Source organism: Streptomyces sp. NPDC059454 (assembly GCF_042749965.1).
Classification (GTDB): Bacteria; Actinomycetota; Actinomycetes; order Streptomycetales; family Streptomycetaceae; genus Streptomyces.
This window is the reverse complement of the sequence record NZ_JBHYVC010000021.1, coordinates 50,095-65,064: the sequence shown is the minus strand read 5'-3', so window position 1 is coordinate 65,064 and position 14,970 is coordinate 50,095. Positions and strand designations below refer to the sequence as shown.

Genomic DNA, 14,970 nt, shown 5'->3' with positions numbered 1-14,970 from the left:
AGGAAGGTGGGCGACATGGGGCGGGTGCGGAGCGCGCTGCTCAGACCGTGGATGGCCGGAGTGCTGGTGGTGGCGGTCGCCGGGGCCGGCTTCGGGCTGTACTGGTTCCAGCCGTGGAAGCTGTGGCAGGACGAGACGGTGCGGGAGGCGCTGCCCGAGGTCACTGCGGCCGCCTCGGCACCGCCTGCCGGGGAACCGTCCGGGGCGGCGGCCGGCCCGCCTCCGGCCGGCCCGAAGACCCTGGCGAGCGGCGAGTTGATCAGCCACGAGCACGCGACGTCCGGCTCGGTGAAGTTCGTGCGACTGGCCGACGGCAGCCATGTGGTGCGCCTGGAGGGGCTCGACACCAGCAACGGCCCCGACCTGCACGTGTGGCTGACCGACGCGCCGGTGAAGGAAGGACGCGCCGGCTGGCACGTCTTCGACGACGGCCGGTACGTCAGCCTCGGCAAGCTCAAGGGCAACAAGGGCAGCCAGAACTACGCCGTGCCCGAGGACGTCGACCCGTCCCGCTACACCAGCGTCAGCATCTGGTGCGACCGCTTCGACGTCTCCTTCGGAGCGGCGGAACTCGCCCGCGCCTGATGTGTGGGGGCGGGATGGCACGGCATCGTGTCACCCCGTCCCGCAGCGACCGCGGAGGATGTCCACACCGTCGCCTTCGAGATCGTCGCAGTACGCCGTGCGCCCGGTCATGGCCATGATCAGGGCCATGGTGCGGCCGGACACGAGGGGCCCGGTGCCGGTCGTGAACGGGCCGTCATCCGCCACGAGTCTCAGGCCGCCGATGCGCCCCTTGGCGACGACCACGAGGTCCGAGCCCTGGTAGTACTCGGCCGTCCGGGTGACGACGTCGATCGGATGGTCGCGGTGGATGCCCAGCGGGCGCCGGATGTCTTCTCCGTGCACGATCGTCTCGCCCAGCAGGGCGATGGCGGGCAAGGGAGGCTTGGTCGTGCTCGGGACGACGCGCCGGAAACGTTCGAGGGTCTCGTCCGGGGTCGCACCGAGCTGCTCGGCCAGCCGCACGGCCACCTGCTTGTCGAAGTCGAACCGGCAGCGGATCACACCCGCCAGCCAGCTCACGGCGTTGAGGCTCGCGCCCGCCGTCAGGTGCGCCAGGACCTGACGCACCGTCAGGCCGGCGCAGAGCGACGGCGTCGCCCACTGCTCGTCCGTCAGGTCCGCGAGATCGGCCGCCAGCGCCGCTCGCTCGGCGTGGATCAAGGGCCACGCCCCGGTCTTGCGATGGTGGTCTGCTGTCGGTGCCGGATCAGTCATTCGGGCTGGACTCCTGTCAAGGACCGTGGTCTGCGTTGCCCCCACCCGGACAGGGGACGTCCGGCGAGGGGTGTTCCCGAAGGAGACTCCTGCTCCGGAGCAAAGTCATCGCCGGTGAGCGGTCTTCGGCCGCAGGACTGTGGTCTGACGGTACGCGGCCGGTCGTCGGTGGCCGCGGGCGCCGAGTACGGCTTCGCGGGCGAGGGCGGCGGGTCGGTACGGCAGCCCCGGCACAGGCCGCCGACGAAGGCGGCCGGACGGCCCGGAACGCCGCACTCGGCGCACTCCGGCACGAGGCGGCTTTCGCCTCCGCGAAGTCGGCGCTGAACGCGTTTCCTGCGGGAGGGAGCGGTCCGTGAGCGGGGCAGCCGGCCCGTGTACACGAGGGCCCGGCGGACCCGGCCGGTGCTGAGCCTCGCCGCGGTCGGGGACCGGTTGTCGAGCCTGAGCCGGCACGTCGAAGGGCCCCACCGCAAGCGGTGGGGCCCTTCGACATCGTGCCCGGTGAGGCACTGGCGGAGGATACGAGATTCGAACTCGTGAGGGTGTGAACCCAACACGCTTTCCAAGCGTGCGCCCTAGGCCTCTAGGCGAATCCTCCGCTGGGAACATTACATGACCGAGAGGAGTGCTCGCGAACTCGTTCCCACCGGTCGGCATCGGGTACTGTGGGCGCAGCCCCTCACGCGGCGCTATCTGACTGAACTCCCCCAGGGCCGGAAGGCAGCAAGGGTAGGTCGGCTCTGGCGGGTGCGTGGGGGGCGCTTGTGTTTCCGGCGCCGGGGCCGGTTGTCGGTGGGCGCCTATAACCTCGTATGCGTGTCGTCTCTCGCGCTCTACCGCCGTTACCGCCCGGAGTCCTTCGCCGAGGTCATCGGGCAGGAGCATGTCACTGACCCGTTGCAGCAGGCGCTGCGGAACAACCGGGTCAATCACGCGTACCTGTTCAGCGGTCCGCGCGGCTGCGGCAAGACGACCAGCGCGCGGATCCTGGCGCGGTGCCTGAACTGCGAGAAGGGCCCGACTCCGACGCCGTGCGGGGAGTGCCAGTCCTGCCAGGACCTCGCGCGCAACGGACCCGGTTCGATCGACGTCATCGAGATCGACGCCGCTTCCCACGGTGGTGTGGACGACGCCCGTGACCTGCGCGAGAAGGCGTTCTTCGGGCCCGCGAGCAGCCGGTACAAGATCTACATCATCGACGAGGCCCACATGGTCTCCCCGCAGGGCTTCAACGCTCTGCTCAAGGTCGTCGAGGAACCGCCGGAGCATCTGAAGTTCATCTTCGCCACCACCGAGCCCGAGAAGGTCATCGGGACCATCCGGTCGCGTACGCATCACTACCCGTTCCGGCTCGTGCCGCCCGGCACCCTGCGTGACTATCTCGGTGAGGTGTGCGGCAAGGAGGACATCCCCGTCGAGGAGGGTGTGCTGCCGCTCGTGGTGCGGGCGGGCGCGGGGTCCGTGCGTGACTCGATGTCCGTCATGGACCAGCTGCTCGCCAGCGCGGGGGAGAGTGGTGTGACGTACGCCATGGCCACCTCCCTGCTGGGATACACGGACGGCTCGCTGCTCGACTCCGTCGTCGAGGCCTTCGCGACCGGTGACGGGGCCGCCGCCTTCGAGGTCGTCGACCGGGTGATCGAGGGGGGCAACGATCCGCGGCGATTCGTCGCCGATCTGCTGGAGCGGCTGCGGGACCTCGTCATCCTCGCCGCCGTTCCCGATGCCGCCGAGAAGGGCCTCATCGACGCCCCCGCCGACGTGATCGAGCGGATGCAGGCACAGGCGGGCACCTTCGGGGCCGCCGAGCTGAGCCGCGCCGCCGACCTCGTCAACGAGGGGCTCACCGAGATGCGCGGCGCCAACTCGCCGCGCCTCCAGCTCGAGCTGATCTGCGCGCGCGTGCTGCTGCCCGCCGCCTACGGCGACGAGCGCTCGGTCATGGCCCGGCTGGACCGGATCGAGCGCGGTGTGAACTTCTCCGCGGGCGGCTCCGGTGCCGGTGTGCCCGCCGTGGCGTACGTCCCCGGGCCGGAGGCCCATGGGGGCGCGCCGGCGGGCCAGGCGGCTCAGGCGCCGGTCGCGCCGGGCGGGGGTCCCGCCGCCGCCCGGGCGGCGGTACGGGGGCCCGGTCCGGCTCCTGCTCCGGCACCGTCCGCTCCTGCTCCCGCACCTGCTCCCGCTCCCGCACCTGCTCCTCCTGCCCCGCAGGCTCAGCCTTCGGCTGCCGCCCCGGCCGCGGCCCCTGCGGCCCCCGGTGCCTGGCCCACCGCCGCCTCCGCCGGCAGCGGTGGCCGCCGGCCCGGCGGCTGGCCCACGGCTGCGGCCGCGGGCGGGGGACAGCCTTCGGCCGCACCCGGTGCACCCGCGCCGGCGCCTGTGCCCGCACCCGCACCCGCGTCCACACCGTCGGCTCCCGCGCCCTCGGGTGGCGGCGGCGGTCTCGACCCCCGCATGCTCTGGCCGAACATCCTGGAAACGGTCAAGAACCGTCGTCGCTTCACCTGGATCCTGCTCAGTCAGAACGCCCAGGTGACCGGCTTCGACGGCACGACGCTCCAGGTCGGCTTCGTGAACGCCGGCGCGCGCGACAACTTCCTCAGCAGCGGCAGCGAGGACGTGCTGCGTCAGGCGCTGACCGACCAGTTCAACGTGCAGTGGAAGATCGAGGCGGTCGTCGACGCGTCCGGTGGCGGAGGCATGGCGGCCCCGGCCCCGGCCGCACCGTCCGGCGGCGGGTACGGCGGTGGCGGCACCGGTGCCGGAAGCGGTCAACGCCCGCCCGCTCCCCAGGCCAGCGCCCCACCCGCGCCGTCGGCGGGCAGTACCCCGGCAGCGCCGGCCCCCGCCCCGGCCCCCCGCCCGTCCGCCCCGGAGCCGCCGCCCCCCGTCTCGCCCGAGGACGACGTCCCCGAGGACGACGACCCCGACCTGGACGAGTCCGCCCTCTCCGGGAAGGAACTGCTCGTCCGCGAGCTGGGCGCGACGGTCGTCGAGGAGCTCACGAACGACTAGGACTCGGAGGAACGTACGAATGGTCTTCTCCTCCTCCTTCGGAAGCCCGCACAAAGCGAACCCGCCGCCTCCCGTTAGGCTGACCCCCGTGAAGGTCCTCGTCATCGGCAGCGGCGCCCGCGAACACGCCCTGTGCCGCTCCCTGTCCCTCGACCCCGACGTCACCGCGCTGCACTGCGCCCCCGGCAACGCCGGCATCGCGGAGGTCGCCGAGCTGCACCAGGTCGACGCCCTCGACGGCGCGGCCGTGTCCGCGCTGGCCACCCGGCTCGGCGCGGACCTCGTGGTGGTCGGCCCTGAGGCGCCCCTCGTCGCCGGCGTCGCCGACGCCGTGCGCGACGCGGGCATCCCGGTCTTCGGCCCGTCCAAGGAGGCCGCGCGACTCGAAGGCTCCAAGGCCTTCGCGAAGGACGTCATGGCGGGGGCCGGAGTGCCCACCGCCCGCAGTTACGTCTGCACGACGCCCGAGGAGGTCGACGCGGCCCTCAACGCGTTCGGCGCCCCGTACGTCGTCAAGGACGACGGGCTCGCGGCCGGCAAGGGTGTCGTCGTCACGGACGACATCGAGGCGGCCCGCGCGCACGCCGGCGGATGTGAGCGCGTGGTCATCGAGGAGTTCCTCGACGGTCCCGAGGTCTCCCTCTTCGCGATCACCGACGGCGAGACGGTCGTACCGCTCCAGCCCGCCCAGGACTTCAAGCGCGCGCTGGACGGCGACGAGGGTCCGAACACCGGCGGCATGGGGGCGTACTCCCCGCTGCCGTGGGCCGACCCCAAGCTGGTCGACGAGGTCATGGAGACGGTTCTCCAGCCGACCGTGGACGAGATGCGGCGCCGTGGCACCCCGTTCTCCGGGCTGCTCTACGCCGGTCTGGCGATCACCTCGCGCGGTGTCCGCGTGATCGAGTTCAACGCCCGGTTCGGCGACCCCGAGACCCAGGTGGTCCTGGCCCGGCTGAAGACCCCGCTGGGCGGCGTGCTGATGGCCGCCGCCACCGGCAACCTCGCCCACCTGGAGCCGACGCGCTGGAGCGACGAGGCCGCGGTCACCGTGGTCGTCGCCTCGCACAACTACCCCGGCGCCCCGCGCACCGGCGACCCGATCACCGGCCTGGACGAGGTCGCCGCCCAGGACGCCCCGCACGCGTACGTGCTGCACGCGGGGACGAAGCGGGACGGCGACGCGGTCGTCAGCGCGGGCGGGCGCGTGCTGTCCGTCACGGCGACCGGCGAGGACCTCACCGAGGCCCGCGACCGCGCCTACCGCGCGGTGTCCCGCATCGGCCTCGACGGCTCCCAGCACCGCACGGACATCGCGGCGAAGGCGGCGCGGGAGGCGCGGGAGGCGTAGGACGCGTAAGCCGGGCGGGCCGGTCCCCTTCCCGGCGCGGATGAACCCCGCAGGCCCCGGATCCGTCTCAGGATTCGGGGCCTGACCCTTGCCGTCCGTCATCCACCTTTCCCCAAAGCCATTCCATCGAGTGAGCGATGTGCCATCCGGCTGACGACAGCCGGGGCTCCAACTATGGTGCCGCGCAAGCGTTCCGGCACTTGGCCCATCGGCATTGCGATGTCGGTGACGGGTGCCACAGTGGGGGAGTGAGCAACGCCGAGGCAGCATCAGGACCGCCGGGAGGGGGTGAGGTCGGACCATGAGCGGAAGCGGAACGGGAGCGGAGGCGGGCGCGCAGACCGCGCGGTCGCACGCGCTGGCCGTGCTGCGCGTCCGGAGCCGGGCGCTGGCCGTCGCGCTGCTGCCGGCCGCCGGTGCCGTGATCCTGCTCGTCGGCGGGTCCACCGGTCATCTGCCGGGCGGCGGCTGGGACCTCGCCCGCCGGTTCCTCACACCGGTCGCGGTGCTGGTCCTGCTCGTCGCCGCCGGTGTCGCCCTGGTCGTCGCGCGGGCCCGGCCCGCCATGAGCCCCACGGTCCCGGTCGCGGAGGGCGCGGCCCCTGACCTGTACCGGATGGTGCGCGACCTCGCCGACCGGCTCGCCGTTCCCGCCCCCTCCGCGATAGCGCTCACCCCGGACTGCGACAGCTGGCTGGAGGACCGCACCCACCCGGCCCACGGACCCCCGCCCGCCGAGGAGCACGGCGACATAGCCGGTGCGGGGCGGCCCGCCCGGGCCGGGGCCGCTGCCGCGCCCGTGCTGGTGATCGGCTCCCCGTTCCTGTGGTGGATGCGCGTGGGCGAGCTGCGCGCGGTCCTCGCCCCGGTCGTCGCCGGTACGGGACCGTCGGCGCACCCGGACATAGCCGCCGCCCGGCGCTTCGTGCGGGGGCTGGACGCCGCGGTGGCCGTGACCTCGGCGCCCCGCCGGGGTCCGGTGGTCCGCGGGGCGCTCGCGGGCGTCGGCTGGGTCGCCCGGCTGCTGCTGCGCGGCTGCCGGGGGCATGCCGCCGAGATGGAGCGCGGGGTCGCCGCGGCGGCGGCCGAGCGTGCGCAGGCCGTGGATTACGGGCTGCGGATCGTCGCCCAGGAGCAGGTGGGTCTGGCGTACGCGGGCTGGGACCGGCTGCTCACCCGGGTCGCGCTGCCGGCCTGGCGGATGGGCCGCTGGCCCTCGCGGCTCAACGCGGGAGTGGTGGCGGCGCTGACCGAGTTGTCCCGCCGGGACCGGCTGGCGGAGGGCTTCGCCTCCCGTCTGGGTGAGCGTCCCGCCTGTGACCTGCTGGAGGAGCCCGGCACGGTGGACGAGGCCACCTCGCTCCTCGCCGCCCGCCTCTTCCACGGAGGGCCCGCGGAAACCGGTCCGGACTGGTCCCCGGTCCACTGGGGCGACTATCCGGAGGAGGTCGTCGACCGCAAGTGGCGCACCGACGCCGCCCGCCTCCACCGCGTCCTGGACGCCCTCCACGTCCCTCCCGCCTCCGGCGGACCCCCCACCCCCGACGCCCCCACCCTCTCCCGGGTCCTGGCCCACCTGACCACTCCGCCCACCCACGCGGAAACCCACGCGCCCACGCCGGCTGCCCGGTCCACGGAGTCTGTCGGGTCCGCTGAGTCCGCCCGGTTCGCGGAGTCTGTCGGGTCCGCTGAGTCCGTCCCGTTCGCGGAGTCCGTCGGGTCCGCTGAGTCCGCCCGGTCCACGGAGCCCGTCCGGCCTGCTGAGTCCGCCCCGCCTGCGGAACCCGTCCGGCCCGCTGAACCCGCCCCGCCCACGGGCTTCGGCCGGTCCTCCACTCCGGCCCCCGACGACGAGGACCTGGCCGCCGCCACCCCCCGCAGTGCCGCTCTCGCCGCCCGGCTGAGCGCTGAGCTGGCCCGGGAGGAGGCGGCGGTGGCACCCTCCGTCTCCGGCGTCGGCGCGGACGGCGCCCCGGACCCCCTCCCCCTCCGGGACGACCAGGCGCTTCCCCTCTTCCCCCTCCAGCCCCCGCGCACCGGCCGGGAGCTGCTCGCCGATCACCTCACGGCGATGGTCTGCTGCGCGGCGATGGACACCGCGGGCGCCACCCCCGGACTCGACTGGCTCGACGGGCCCACGCTCCTCCTCGGCGGTGTACGGGCCACGGACCTGTCCCCCCAGATCCTGGCCCTCATCGAGGACGGCGACCCGGCGGCCCTCCGGCTGTGGCTGACCCGGCAGGGCATACGCCCCGAGAAGCCCGTACGGCTCGGCTGAGCCGACGACCGGGCCGACGATCCGCCTCCCGCCCCGCCCAAAGCTCCGGAGCCCACCCTTCCGCTTTCGGTCAATTCAAAACGAACGGTGACGAAGTACGTGCGTAATGTGATGTGCTTGGACCGTTCGCGCTCACCGGCAAGAGCGTGCGACATACGACAAGCACATAACTGGCGGCAGGCATCATCCGCCAGGCGACTGCCGAACAGCACCACGCACCGCACCGCACCGCGACGGGGGCGCGAGGGAGGGGAGCGATCATGGATTCGGAGCAGATCCGCCGCTGGGAGTCGGGAGCACTGGCGCACGCCGTGAACGATCCCTTCGGACAGGGCCCCCTCCCCTGGCTGCGCGGCAGCGAGACGTACTTCGGCGACAGCGGCCAGGTCGTCCCCTGGTACGTGGACCCGGAGCCGTACGCGAACCCGGAGCGGGCCGCCGCCCGCGTTCCGAAGCAGGGCCGGCGCACCATCCCCGCCCCCCGCTCCTCCGGCTCGGTCGGCCCCCGGGCCGCCGACGACGTGCGCCGCCAGATCAAGGGCTTCGCCTCCACCGGCGCGGTCGCCCCCGGTGAGTCCATCGACTTCCACATCACCGTCGACCCGCCCCAGCCGTTCGACGTCGACGTCTACCGCATCGGCCACTACAGCGGCCACGGCGCCACCAAGATCACCTCCAGCCCCCGTCTCTCCGGCATCGTGCAGCCGGCGCCGCTCACCGCCGACCGCACCGTCTCCTGCCACCACTGGTGGCTGTCCTGGCGGTTACCGATCCCGTCGTACTGGAGCGTCGGCGCGTACGTCGCCGTCCTCACCACCGCCGACGGCCACCGCTCGCACATCCCGTTCACCGTCCGCGACAGCCGCCCGGCCGACCTCCTCCTGGTCCTGCCCGACGTCACCTGGCAGGCGTACAACCTCTACCCGGAGGACGGCCGCACCGGCGCGAGCCTCTACCACGCCTGGGACGAGCAGGGCCGGCTGCTCGGCGAGGCCGACGCCGCCACCACCGTCTCCTTCGACCGCCCGTACGCGGGCGCCGGCCTCCCGCTGCACGTCGGCCACGCCTACGACGTCATCCGCTGGGCCGAGCGCTACGGCTACGACCTCGCCTACGCCGACGCCCGCGACCTGCACACCGGCCGGATCGACCCCACCCGCTACCGGGGCCTGATCTTCCCCGGCCACGACGAGTACTGGTCGGTGCCCATGCGCACCGCCGTGGAACGCGCCCGTGAGCACGGCACGTCCCTCGTCTTCCTCTCCGCCAACACCCTGTACTGGCAGGTGGAGCTCGCCCCTTCCCCGTCCGGCCCCGCCCGCCTGCTGACCTGCCGCAAGCGCCGGGGCCCGGGCAAGCCCACGCTGTGGCGGGAACACGACCGCGCGGAGCAGCAGCTGCTCGGCATCCAGTACGCGGGCCCCGTCCCCGAGCCGCATCCGCTGATCGTCCGCAACGCCGGCCACTGGATGTGGGAGGCGACCGGCGCGCACGAGGGCGACGGCATCGAGGGCATGGTCGCGGCCGAGGCCGACCGCTACTACCCGCGCACCCCGCTGCCCGCGCACGAGGAGCGCGTCCTGCTCGCCCACTCCCCGTACACCGACCGCCGGGGCGTCCGCCGCCACCAGGAGACGTCCCTCTACCGGGCCCCCTCCGGCGCCTGGGTCTTCGCCTCCGGCACCTTCGCCTGGTCCCCCGCCCTGGACCGCCCGGGCCACACCGACCCCCGCGTCCAGCGCGCCACGGCCCATCTCCTGGACCGCATCTGCAAACGCGACTGACCCGCGGCCACGACCGTCCGCCCCGTACGGGAGAATCGACGCACTAGGACAGAACCACGGGGAGGAACCGTGTCCGGATTCGTCGAAAAGCCCGAGCCGATCCAGGTTCCGGGTCTGGTGCATCTGCACACCGGCAAGGTGCGCGAGCTGTACCGGAGCGAGGCGGGCGACCTCGTGATGGTCGCCAGCGACCGCATCTCCGCCTACGACTGGGTGCTGCCGACCGAGATCCCCGACAAGGGCAGGGTCCTCACCCGGCTCTCCCTGTGGTGGTTCGACCAGCTCGCCGACCTGCTGCCCCACCACGTCCTGAGCACCGAACTCCCGGCCGGCGCCCCCGCCGACTGGGCGGGCCGCACCCTGGTCTGCAAGTCCCTGAACATGGTCCCGGTGGAGTGCGTGGCCCGCGGCTACCTCACCGGCTCGGGCCTGGCCGAGTACGAGGCGTCCCGTACGGTCTGCGGCCTCGCCCTCCCCGAGGGACTGGTGGACGGCTCCGAACTGCCCGCCCCGATCTTCACCCCGGCCACCAAGGCCGCCGTCGGCGAGCACGACGAGAACGTCTCCTACGAGGAGGTCGCCCGCCAGGTCGGCGCGGAGACCGCCGCCCAGCTGCGCCAGGCGACCCTCGCCGCGTACTCCCGCGCCCGGGACATCGCCCGCGACCGGGGGATCATCCTCGCGGACACCAAGTTCGAGTTCGGCTTCGACGGCGAGAGGCTGGTCATCGCGGACGAGGTGCTCACCCCGGACTCCTCCCGCTTCTGGCCGGCCGAGCAGTGGAAGCCGGGCCGCGCGCAGCCGTCGTACGACAAGCAGTTCGTGCGGGACTGGCTGACCTCCGCCGAGTCGGGCTGGGACCGCAGGAGCGAGCAGCCCCCGCCGCCGCTGCCGGAGCACATCGTGGACGCCACCCGCGCCAAGTACGTGGAGGCGTACGAGCGGCTCACCGGCACCACCTGGAGCTGAGCACCCCGGGCCGCACGACGAAGGCCCCGGTCGATGACCGGGGCCTTGATCCTGAGCGAACGACGAGGTTCGAACTCGCGACCTCAACCTTGGCAAGGTTGCGCTCTACCAACTGAGCTACGTTCGCATGCGCCGTGGCGCGACACCCACTATACCCAACCCCGCTCCCGTGCGAGACGGACCGCGGCATGGCGATTCTCCGCCCCGAGCTTCGAGACGGCCGAGGAGAGGTAGTTCCGCACGGTCCCCTGGGACAGCGCGGCCCGCTCCGCGATCTCCGCCACGGGCGCCCCGTCCGCCGCGAGTTCCAGCACCTCGGCCTCGCGCGCGGTCAGCGGGGAGTCGCCGGCGGCGATCGCGTCGGCGGCCAACTCGGGGTCGACGTAACGGTTTCCCGCGTGCACCGTGCGGATGATCTCCGCGAGCCGCTGGGCGCTGACGGTTTTGGGGACGAACCCGCGCACACCCGCCGCGAGCGCCCGCTTCAGATGCCCGGGCCGCCCGTGACCGGTCACGATCAGCACCCGGCAGTCGGGCAGTTCGGCCCGCAGGGATGTGGCGACCTTCACACCGTCGGCGCCGGGCATCTGCAGATCCAGTACGGCGACATCGGGGGCGTGCGCCCGTGCCATCGCCAGCGCCTCCGGTCCGGAGGCCGCCTCGGCGACGACCGTCAGATCGTCCTCGAGCGACAGCAGCGCGACGAGCGCGCCCCGGATCAGGTGCTCGTCGTCGGCGAGCAGCAGGCGCAGGGGCCTTGATGACGTCATGAGGTGACCTCGTTCACGGAGCGGGGAGCGGACACGACGGTGACCCGCCCGGCGTCCGACGGCAGCGGGACCTCGGCCGTCAGCCGGAACAGGCCGTCCCCCGCGGGCCCGGCCCGCAGGGTCCCGCCCATCTCCGCCAGCCGCTCCCGCAGCCCGACGAGACCGGATCCCCGGCCCGGTCCGGCGCCGTCCGGCACGCCGTCGTTCTCCACCGTGAGCACCACACGCCCCTGCGACACCCGCACCCCCACCGTGCACCGCCGTGCGTCCCCGTGCCGCAGGACGTTCGTCGCCGCCTCCCGTACGACCCAGCCGAGCGCGGACTGCACCGGGGCCGGCAGCCCGGCCGGCGGGCCGGTGACCGCGCAGTCGATGCCGGCCGCCGTCAGCACACCCTGGGCGCCGCCGAGCTCACCGGCCAGATCGGCCTCGCGGTAGCCGCGTACGACCTCCCGCAGCTCCCGCTGCGTCTCGTGCGCGAGGCGCTGCACCTCGACCATCTGGGTCACGGCCTCCGGCCGTCCCCGTTGGGCCAGTTGCACGGCCAGCTCGCTCTTCAGCGCGATCACGGCGAGGTTGCGTCCCATCACGTCGTGCAGGTCCCGCCCGAACCGCAGCCGTTCCTCGGCGACGGCGAGCCGGGCGCGGGTCTCGCGGGCCTCGTCCAGTTGGTAGACGGCGTTGAGCAGCCAGATGGAGAAGAGGTAGGTGAAGGCGAAGAAGCCGCCGCCGGCCAGCACGACCAGGGCGGTGAACAGCGCGACGGCAAGGGGCATGCCGAGGGCGGAGGACACCACCGCCGTGCCCACCGCGAAGCCGGTCACGCAGGCGGACACCCGCCGCCGGCCGCGGACGCCGATGGCGATCGCGCCGGCGCCGAAGAGCATCACGATCGCGAAGACCCCGCCGGCCGCTCCGTCGACGCTCTTACCGGCGGGCCCGTGCTCGGCGACGAGGAGGGCGATGACGCCCATCGCCGCGGTGGTGGCGCCGAGCGCCCACAGGGTACGGACGGGCTGTGCGCGCCCGCCGCGCAGCCAGTCCAGGGCGCGGGAGACGGTCACGGCGCAGAACACGCTGTGCACGGCCGTCAGAAACATCAGCAGCGTCGCCAGCCGGGGCCCCACCTGCCCGATCACCGGGCCGCCGGCGCACACCAGCTCGATCAGCGCGAACGAGTGGAACGACCACCGCGTGTACGTCTCGACCTTCGCCGGTGTGCTCTTGCGCCCCCACCAGCCGCCCGGCCTGCTCATGTCCCGTGCCCCCGCCCTCGCGTACGTCAGCGCCTCGGCTCCCAGCGGAACCACCGCTGTACAGCAAACACCGCCAGCAGGGTCCAGGCCACCGCCGTCGCCACGGCGCCCAGCGCCTCGTACGCCGACAGGTCGCCGGTCCAGCCGCCGCGCACCAGGGTGATGACCGGGGTCAGCGGCAGCAGTTCGCAGACGGAGGCCAGCCGGTCGGGGAGCAGCTCCAGCGGGACGAACATGCCGGAGCCGAGCATCGAGATGATCAGCAGGGGCATCGGTGTGACCTGCGCGCTCTCGGCGGTCCGGGTGAAGGCCGCGGTGACGGCCGCGAGCGCGGCGCACATCGCGAGCCCCAACAGCAGGCCCAGGACGGCCAGATGCGGCGCGGACGGCGCGGACATGTCCAGCAGTACCGCGCAGGCCGCGATCAGCACCAGGCACTGCGTCAGCCCGGTGAGGACGGACGGCAGCGCGGACCCGCCGAGGATCTCGGCGTCCCGCAGCTCGCCCGTGCGCAGCCGCTTGAGGACGAGTTCCTCGCGGCGGACGACGAAGACGCCGACGAGGGCGGAGTACACGGCGAACAGCAGGGAGAAGCCGACGGCGGCGGGCAGCACGACGGTGCCGGGGGTCAGGCCGGCCTCGGCGAGGTCCATCTCCTCGGCCGCCGACCGCACGCTCAGCGGCAGCACCAGCGGCACGAACAGCGCGGCGACGAGCGTGCCCTTGCTCCGCCCCAGCAGCGTCAGTTCGGCGCGGGCGAGGGAGGTCATCCGGCTCACCGGCGTGGTCGTGGTCCTGGTCGTGGTCGTGGTCGTGGTCGTGCTCATGCCGCGTACTCCTTCGGCGCCGTCGTCCCCGCCGACGCGTCCTTGGCGATCCCGAGGAACGCCTCCTCCAGGGATGCCGACCGCACGTCCAGCCGGTGCAGTTCCACTCCGGCGCCGTGCGCCCACATCAGCAGTCCGGTGGCCGCCCGCTGCAGTTCGCGGGTGCGCAGCCGGACGGTCCGGCCGTCGACCGTGTGGTCGCTCACGCCCAGTTCGGCGAGGGGCGGCAGGTCGCCCACGAAGTAGCCCTCGGGCAGCTCGAAGGTGATCCGGGACGGCTCGCTCGCGGTCACCTCGGCAGGGGTGCCGGTGGCGGCGATGCGTCCGTCGTGCATGATCGCGAGCCGGTCGGCGAGGTTCTCGGCCTCCTCCAGGTAGTGCGTGGTGAGCAGTACGGTCGTACCGCCGTCGCGCAGCGCGCCCACCAGCTCCCAGGTGTCCCGGCGGCCTTCGGCGTCGAGCCCGGTGGTGGGTTCGTCGAGGAAGAGCACCTCGGGGTCGCCGAGCAGCGCGAGCGCCAGGTCCAGGCGGCGCCGCTGGCCCCCGGACAGCTGCTTCACCCGGACGCCGGCCTTCGCCTCCAGCCCGACCAGCGCCAGCACCTCCCGCTCGGGGCGGGCCCCGCTGACGCACCCCGCCCACATCCGGGCGGTCTCGGCGACGGTCAACTCGGAGGGGAATCCGCCTTCCTGGAGCATCACGCCGGTGCGGGGCCGTACGGCGGCACGGTCGGTGTACGGGTCGTGGCCGAGCACCCGGACCTGCCCGCCGGCCGGAGCGGCGAGCCCTTCCAGCAGCTCGACGGTGGAGGTCTTGCCGGCGCCGTTGGTGCCCAGCAGGGCGAAGACCTCTCCGCGCCGTACGGAGAAGTCGATCCCGCGTACCGCTTCGAACCCGCCCCCGTAGACACGTCGCAGGCCGGTGACCTCAATCACGTGTTCGTGTTCGTTCGCTTCCATGCTTCGATCATTCCGGCGGCCGGGGCGGTACGTCAGTGCGGGCTGTCATCACCGGACATGACAAATGTCAGACGGGCCCTCATCGAGGGCACGACAAAGGCCCCGGTCGATGACCGGGGCCTTTGATCACAGAGCGGACGACGAGGCTCGAACTCGCGACCTCAACCTTGGCAAGGTTGCGCTCTACCAACTGAGCTACGTCCGCATTGCCTCCGACCGGCTCTCACCGATCGGCGCGTTCACCAGCCTACCCGATCCTCAAGGATGATCGGTACGGCGGTGCGGAGCGGGTGACAGGAATTGCACACTGCGCCTTCCCCCTGGAAGGGGGATGTTCTACTACTGAACTACACCCGCAAGTACTCCGTGAGCCGGGCCTTTCGGCCTTGCCCCTCGGCGTGCTCCAGACTCTAGCTGATCAGCGGGGGTGCTGCGCAAGTCGGTTGCCGCGAGGGATGGGTGACCGGCCGCCGGGGC

General features: G+C 73.1%; 11 protein-coding genes, 4 tRNA genes and 1 other RNA gene. 7 read left to right on the top strand and 9 right to left on the bottom strand.

Annotation, left to right across the window (positions count from 1 at the left end; genetic code table 11):
• Nucleotides 1-15: 15 nt before the first annotated feature.
• Nucleotides 16-585: a DM13 domain-containing protein gene (locus tag ACFXAE_RS17055; RefSeq protein ID WP_384714823.1), complete on the top strand. Its 570-nt coding sequence runs from the start codon at nucleotides 16-18 to the stop codon at nucleotides 583-585.
• 30 nt (nucleotides 586-615) lie between these two features.
• Here ACFXAE_RS17055 and ACFXAE_RS17050 read toward each other — a convergent pair whose 3' ends face one another.
• Together ACFXAE_RS17050 and ACFXAE_RS17045 are read right to left on the bottom strand one after the other, a co-directional pair.
• Complete coding sequence (locus ACFXAE_RS17050) at nucleotides 616-1,281, bottom strand: maleylpyruvate isomerase family mycothiol-dependent enzyme (RefSeq protein ID WP_384714713.1); 666 nt, start codon at nucleotides 1,279-1,281, stop codon at nucleotides 616-618.
• A 513-nt stretch (nucleotides 1,282-1,794) separates the two neighbouring features.
• A tRNA-Ser gene (locus ACFXAE_RS17045) sits at nucleotides 1,795-1,882 on the bottom strand.
• Nucleotides 1,883-1,954: 72 nt separating this feature from the next.
• Here ACFXAE_RS17045 and ffs point away from each other — a divergent pair.
• The 6 genes from ffs (at nucleotide 1,955) to ACFXAE_RS17015 (ending at nucleotide 10,681) form a co-directional block, all read left to right on the top strand.
• Nucleotides 1,955-2,053, top strand: an RNA gene (ffs, locus tag ACFXAE_RS17040) — signal recognition particle sRNA small type.
• A 47-nt stretch (nucleotides 2,054-2,100) separates the two neighbouring features.
• Nucleotides 2,101-4,299, top strand: a complete 2,199-nt coding sequence (locus ACFXAE_RS17035) for a DNA polymerase III subunit gamma and tau (RefSeq protein ID WP_384714710.1) — start codon at nucleotides 2,101-2,103, stop codon at nucleotides 4,297-4,299.
• A gap of 88 nt (nucleotides 4,300-4,387) precedes the next feature.
• Nucleotides 4,388-5,650 carry a phosphoribosylamine--glycine ligase gene (gene purD / locus ACFXAE_RS17030; RefSeq protein WP_384714707.1) on the top strand — a complete coding sequence of 421 codons (1,263 nt, stop codon included), beginning with the start codon at nucleotides 4,388-4,390 and terminating at the stop codon, nucleotides 5,648-5,650.
• Between the two features lie 301 nt (nucleotides 5,651-5,951).
• Nucleotides 5,952-7,928, top strand: a complete 1,977-nt coding sequence (locus ACFXAE_RS17025; protein ID WP_384714704.1) for a hypothetical protein — start codon at nucleotides 5,952-5,954, stop codon at nucleotides 7,926-7,928.
• 260 nt (nucleotides 7,929-8,188) lie between these two features.
• The gene (locus ACFXAE_RS17020) at nucleotides 8,189-9,712 is read left to right on the top strand and encodes a N,N-dimethylformamidase beta subunit family domain-containing protein (RefSeq protein WP_384714701.1); all 1,524 of its coding nucleotides are present in this window, start codon (nucleotides 8,189-8,191) and stop codon (nucleotides 9,710-9,712) included.
• 69 nt (nucleotides 9,713-9,781) lie between these two features.
• Entirely contained in the window at nucleotides 9,782-10,681 is a 900-nt protein-coding gene (locus tag ACFXAE_RS17015) for a phosphoribosylaminoimidazolesuccinocarboxamide synthase (protein ID WP_384714699.1), read from the top strand.
• A gap of 54 nt (nucleotides 10,682-10,735) precedes the next feature.
• Here ACFXAE_RS17015 and ACFXAE_RS17010 read toward each other — a convergent pair.
• From ACFXAE_RS17010 to ACFXAE_RS16980, 7 genes are all read right to left on the bottom strand, one after another.
• A tRNA-Gly gene (locus ACFXAE_RS17010) sits at nucleotides 10,736-10,808 on the bottom strand.
• 22 nt (nucleotides 10,809-10,830) lie between these two features.
• Nucleotides 10,831-11,451 carry a response regulator gene (locus tag ACFXAE_RS17005; protein WP_384714696.1) on the bottom strand — a complete coding sequence of 207 codons (621 nt, stop codon included), beginning with the start codon at nucleotides 11,449-11,451 and terminating at the stop codon, nucleotides 10,831-10,833.
• Nucleotides 11,448-12,707, bottom strand: coding sequence for a sensor histidine kinase (locus tag ACFXAE_RS17000; protein WP_384714820.1), 1,260 nt, complete (start codon nucleotides 12,705-12,707; stop codon nucleotides 11,448-11,450). Before ACFXAE_RS17000 ends, ACFXAE_RS17005 begins: the two co-directional genes overlap by 4 nt.
• Nucleotides 12,708-12,733: 26 nt before the next feature.
• Entirely contained in the window at nucleotides 12,734-13,534 is an 801-nt protein-coding gene (locus ACFXAE_RS16995; protein WP_384714693.1) for an ABC transporter permease, read from the bottom strand.
• A complete protein-coding gene (locus tag ACFXAE_RS16990; protein ID WP_384714690.1) occupies nucleotides 13,531-14,493 on the bottom strand; it encodes an ABC transporter ATP-binding protein in 963 nt (320 codons plus the stop codon). Before ACFXAE_RS16990 ends, ACFXAE_RS16995 begins: the two co-directional genes overlap by 4 nt.
• A gap of 132 nt (nucleotides 14,494-14,625) precedes the next feature.
• Nucleotides 14,626-14,698 (bottom strand) — tRNA-Gly (locus ACFXAE_RS16985).
• Nucleotides 14,699-14,778: 80 nt separating this feature from the next.
• Nucleotides 14,779-14,850 (bottom strand) — tRNA-Gly (locus tag ACFXAE_RS16980).
• Nucleotides 14,851-14,970 lie beyond the last annotated feature (120 nt).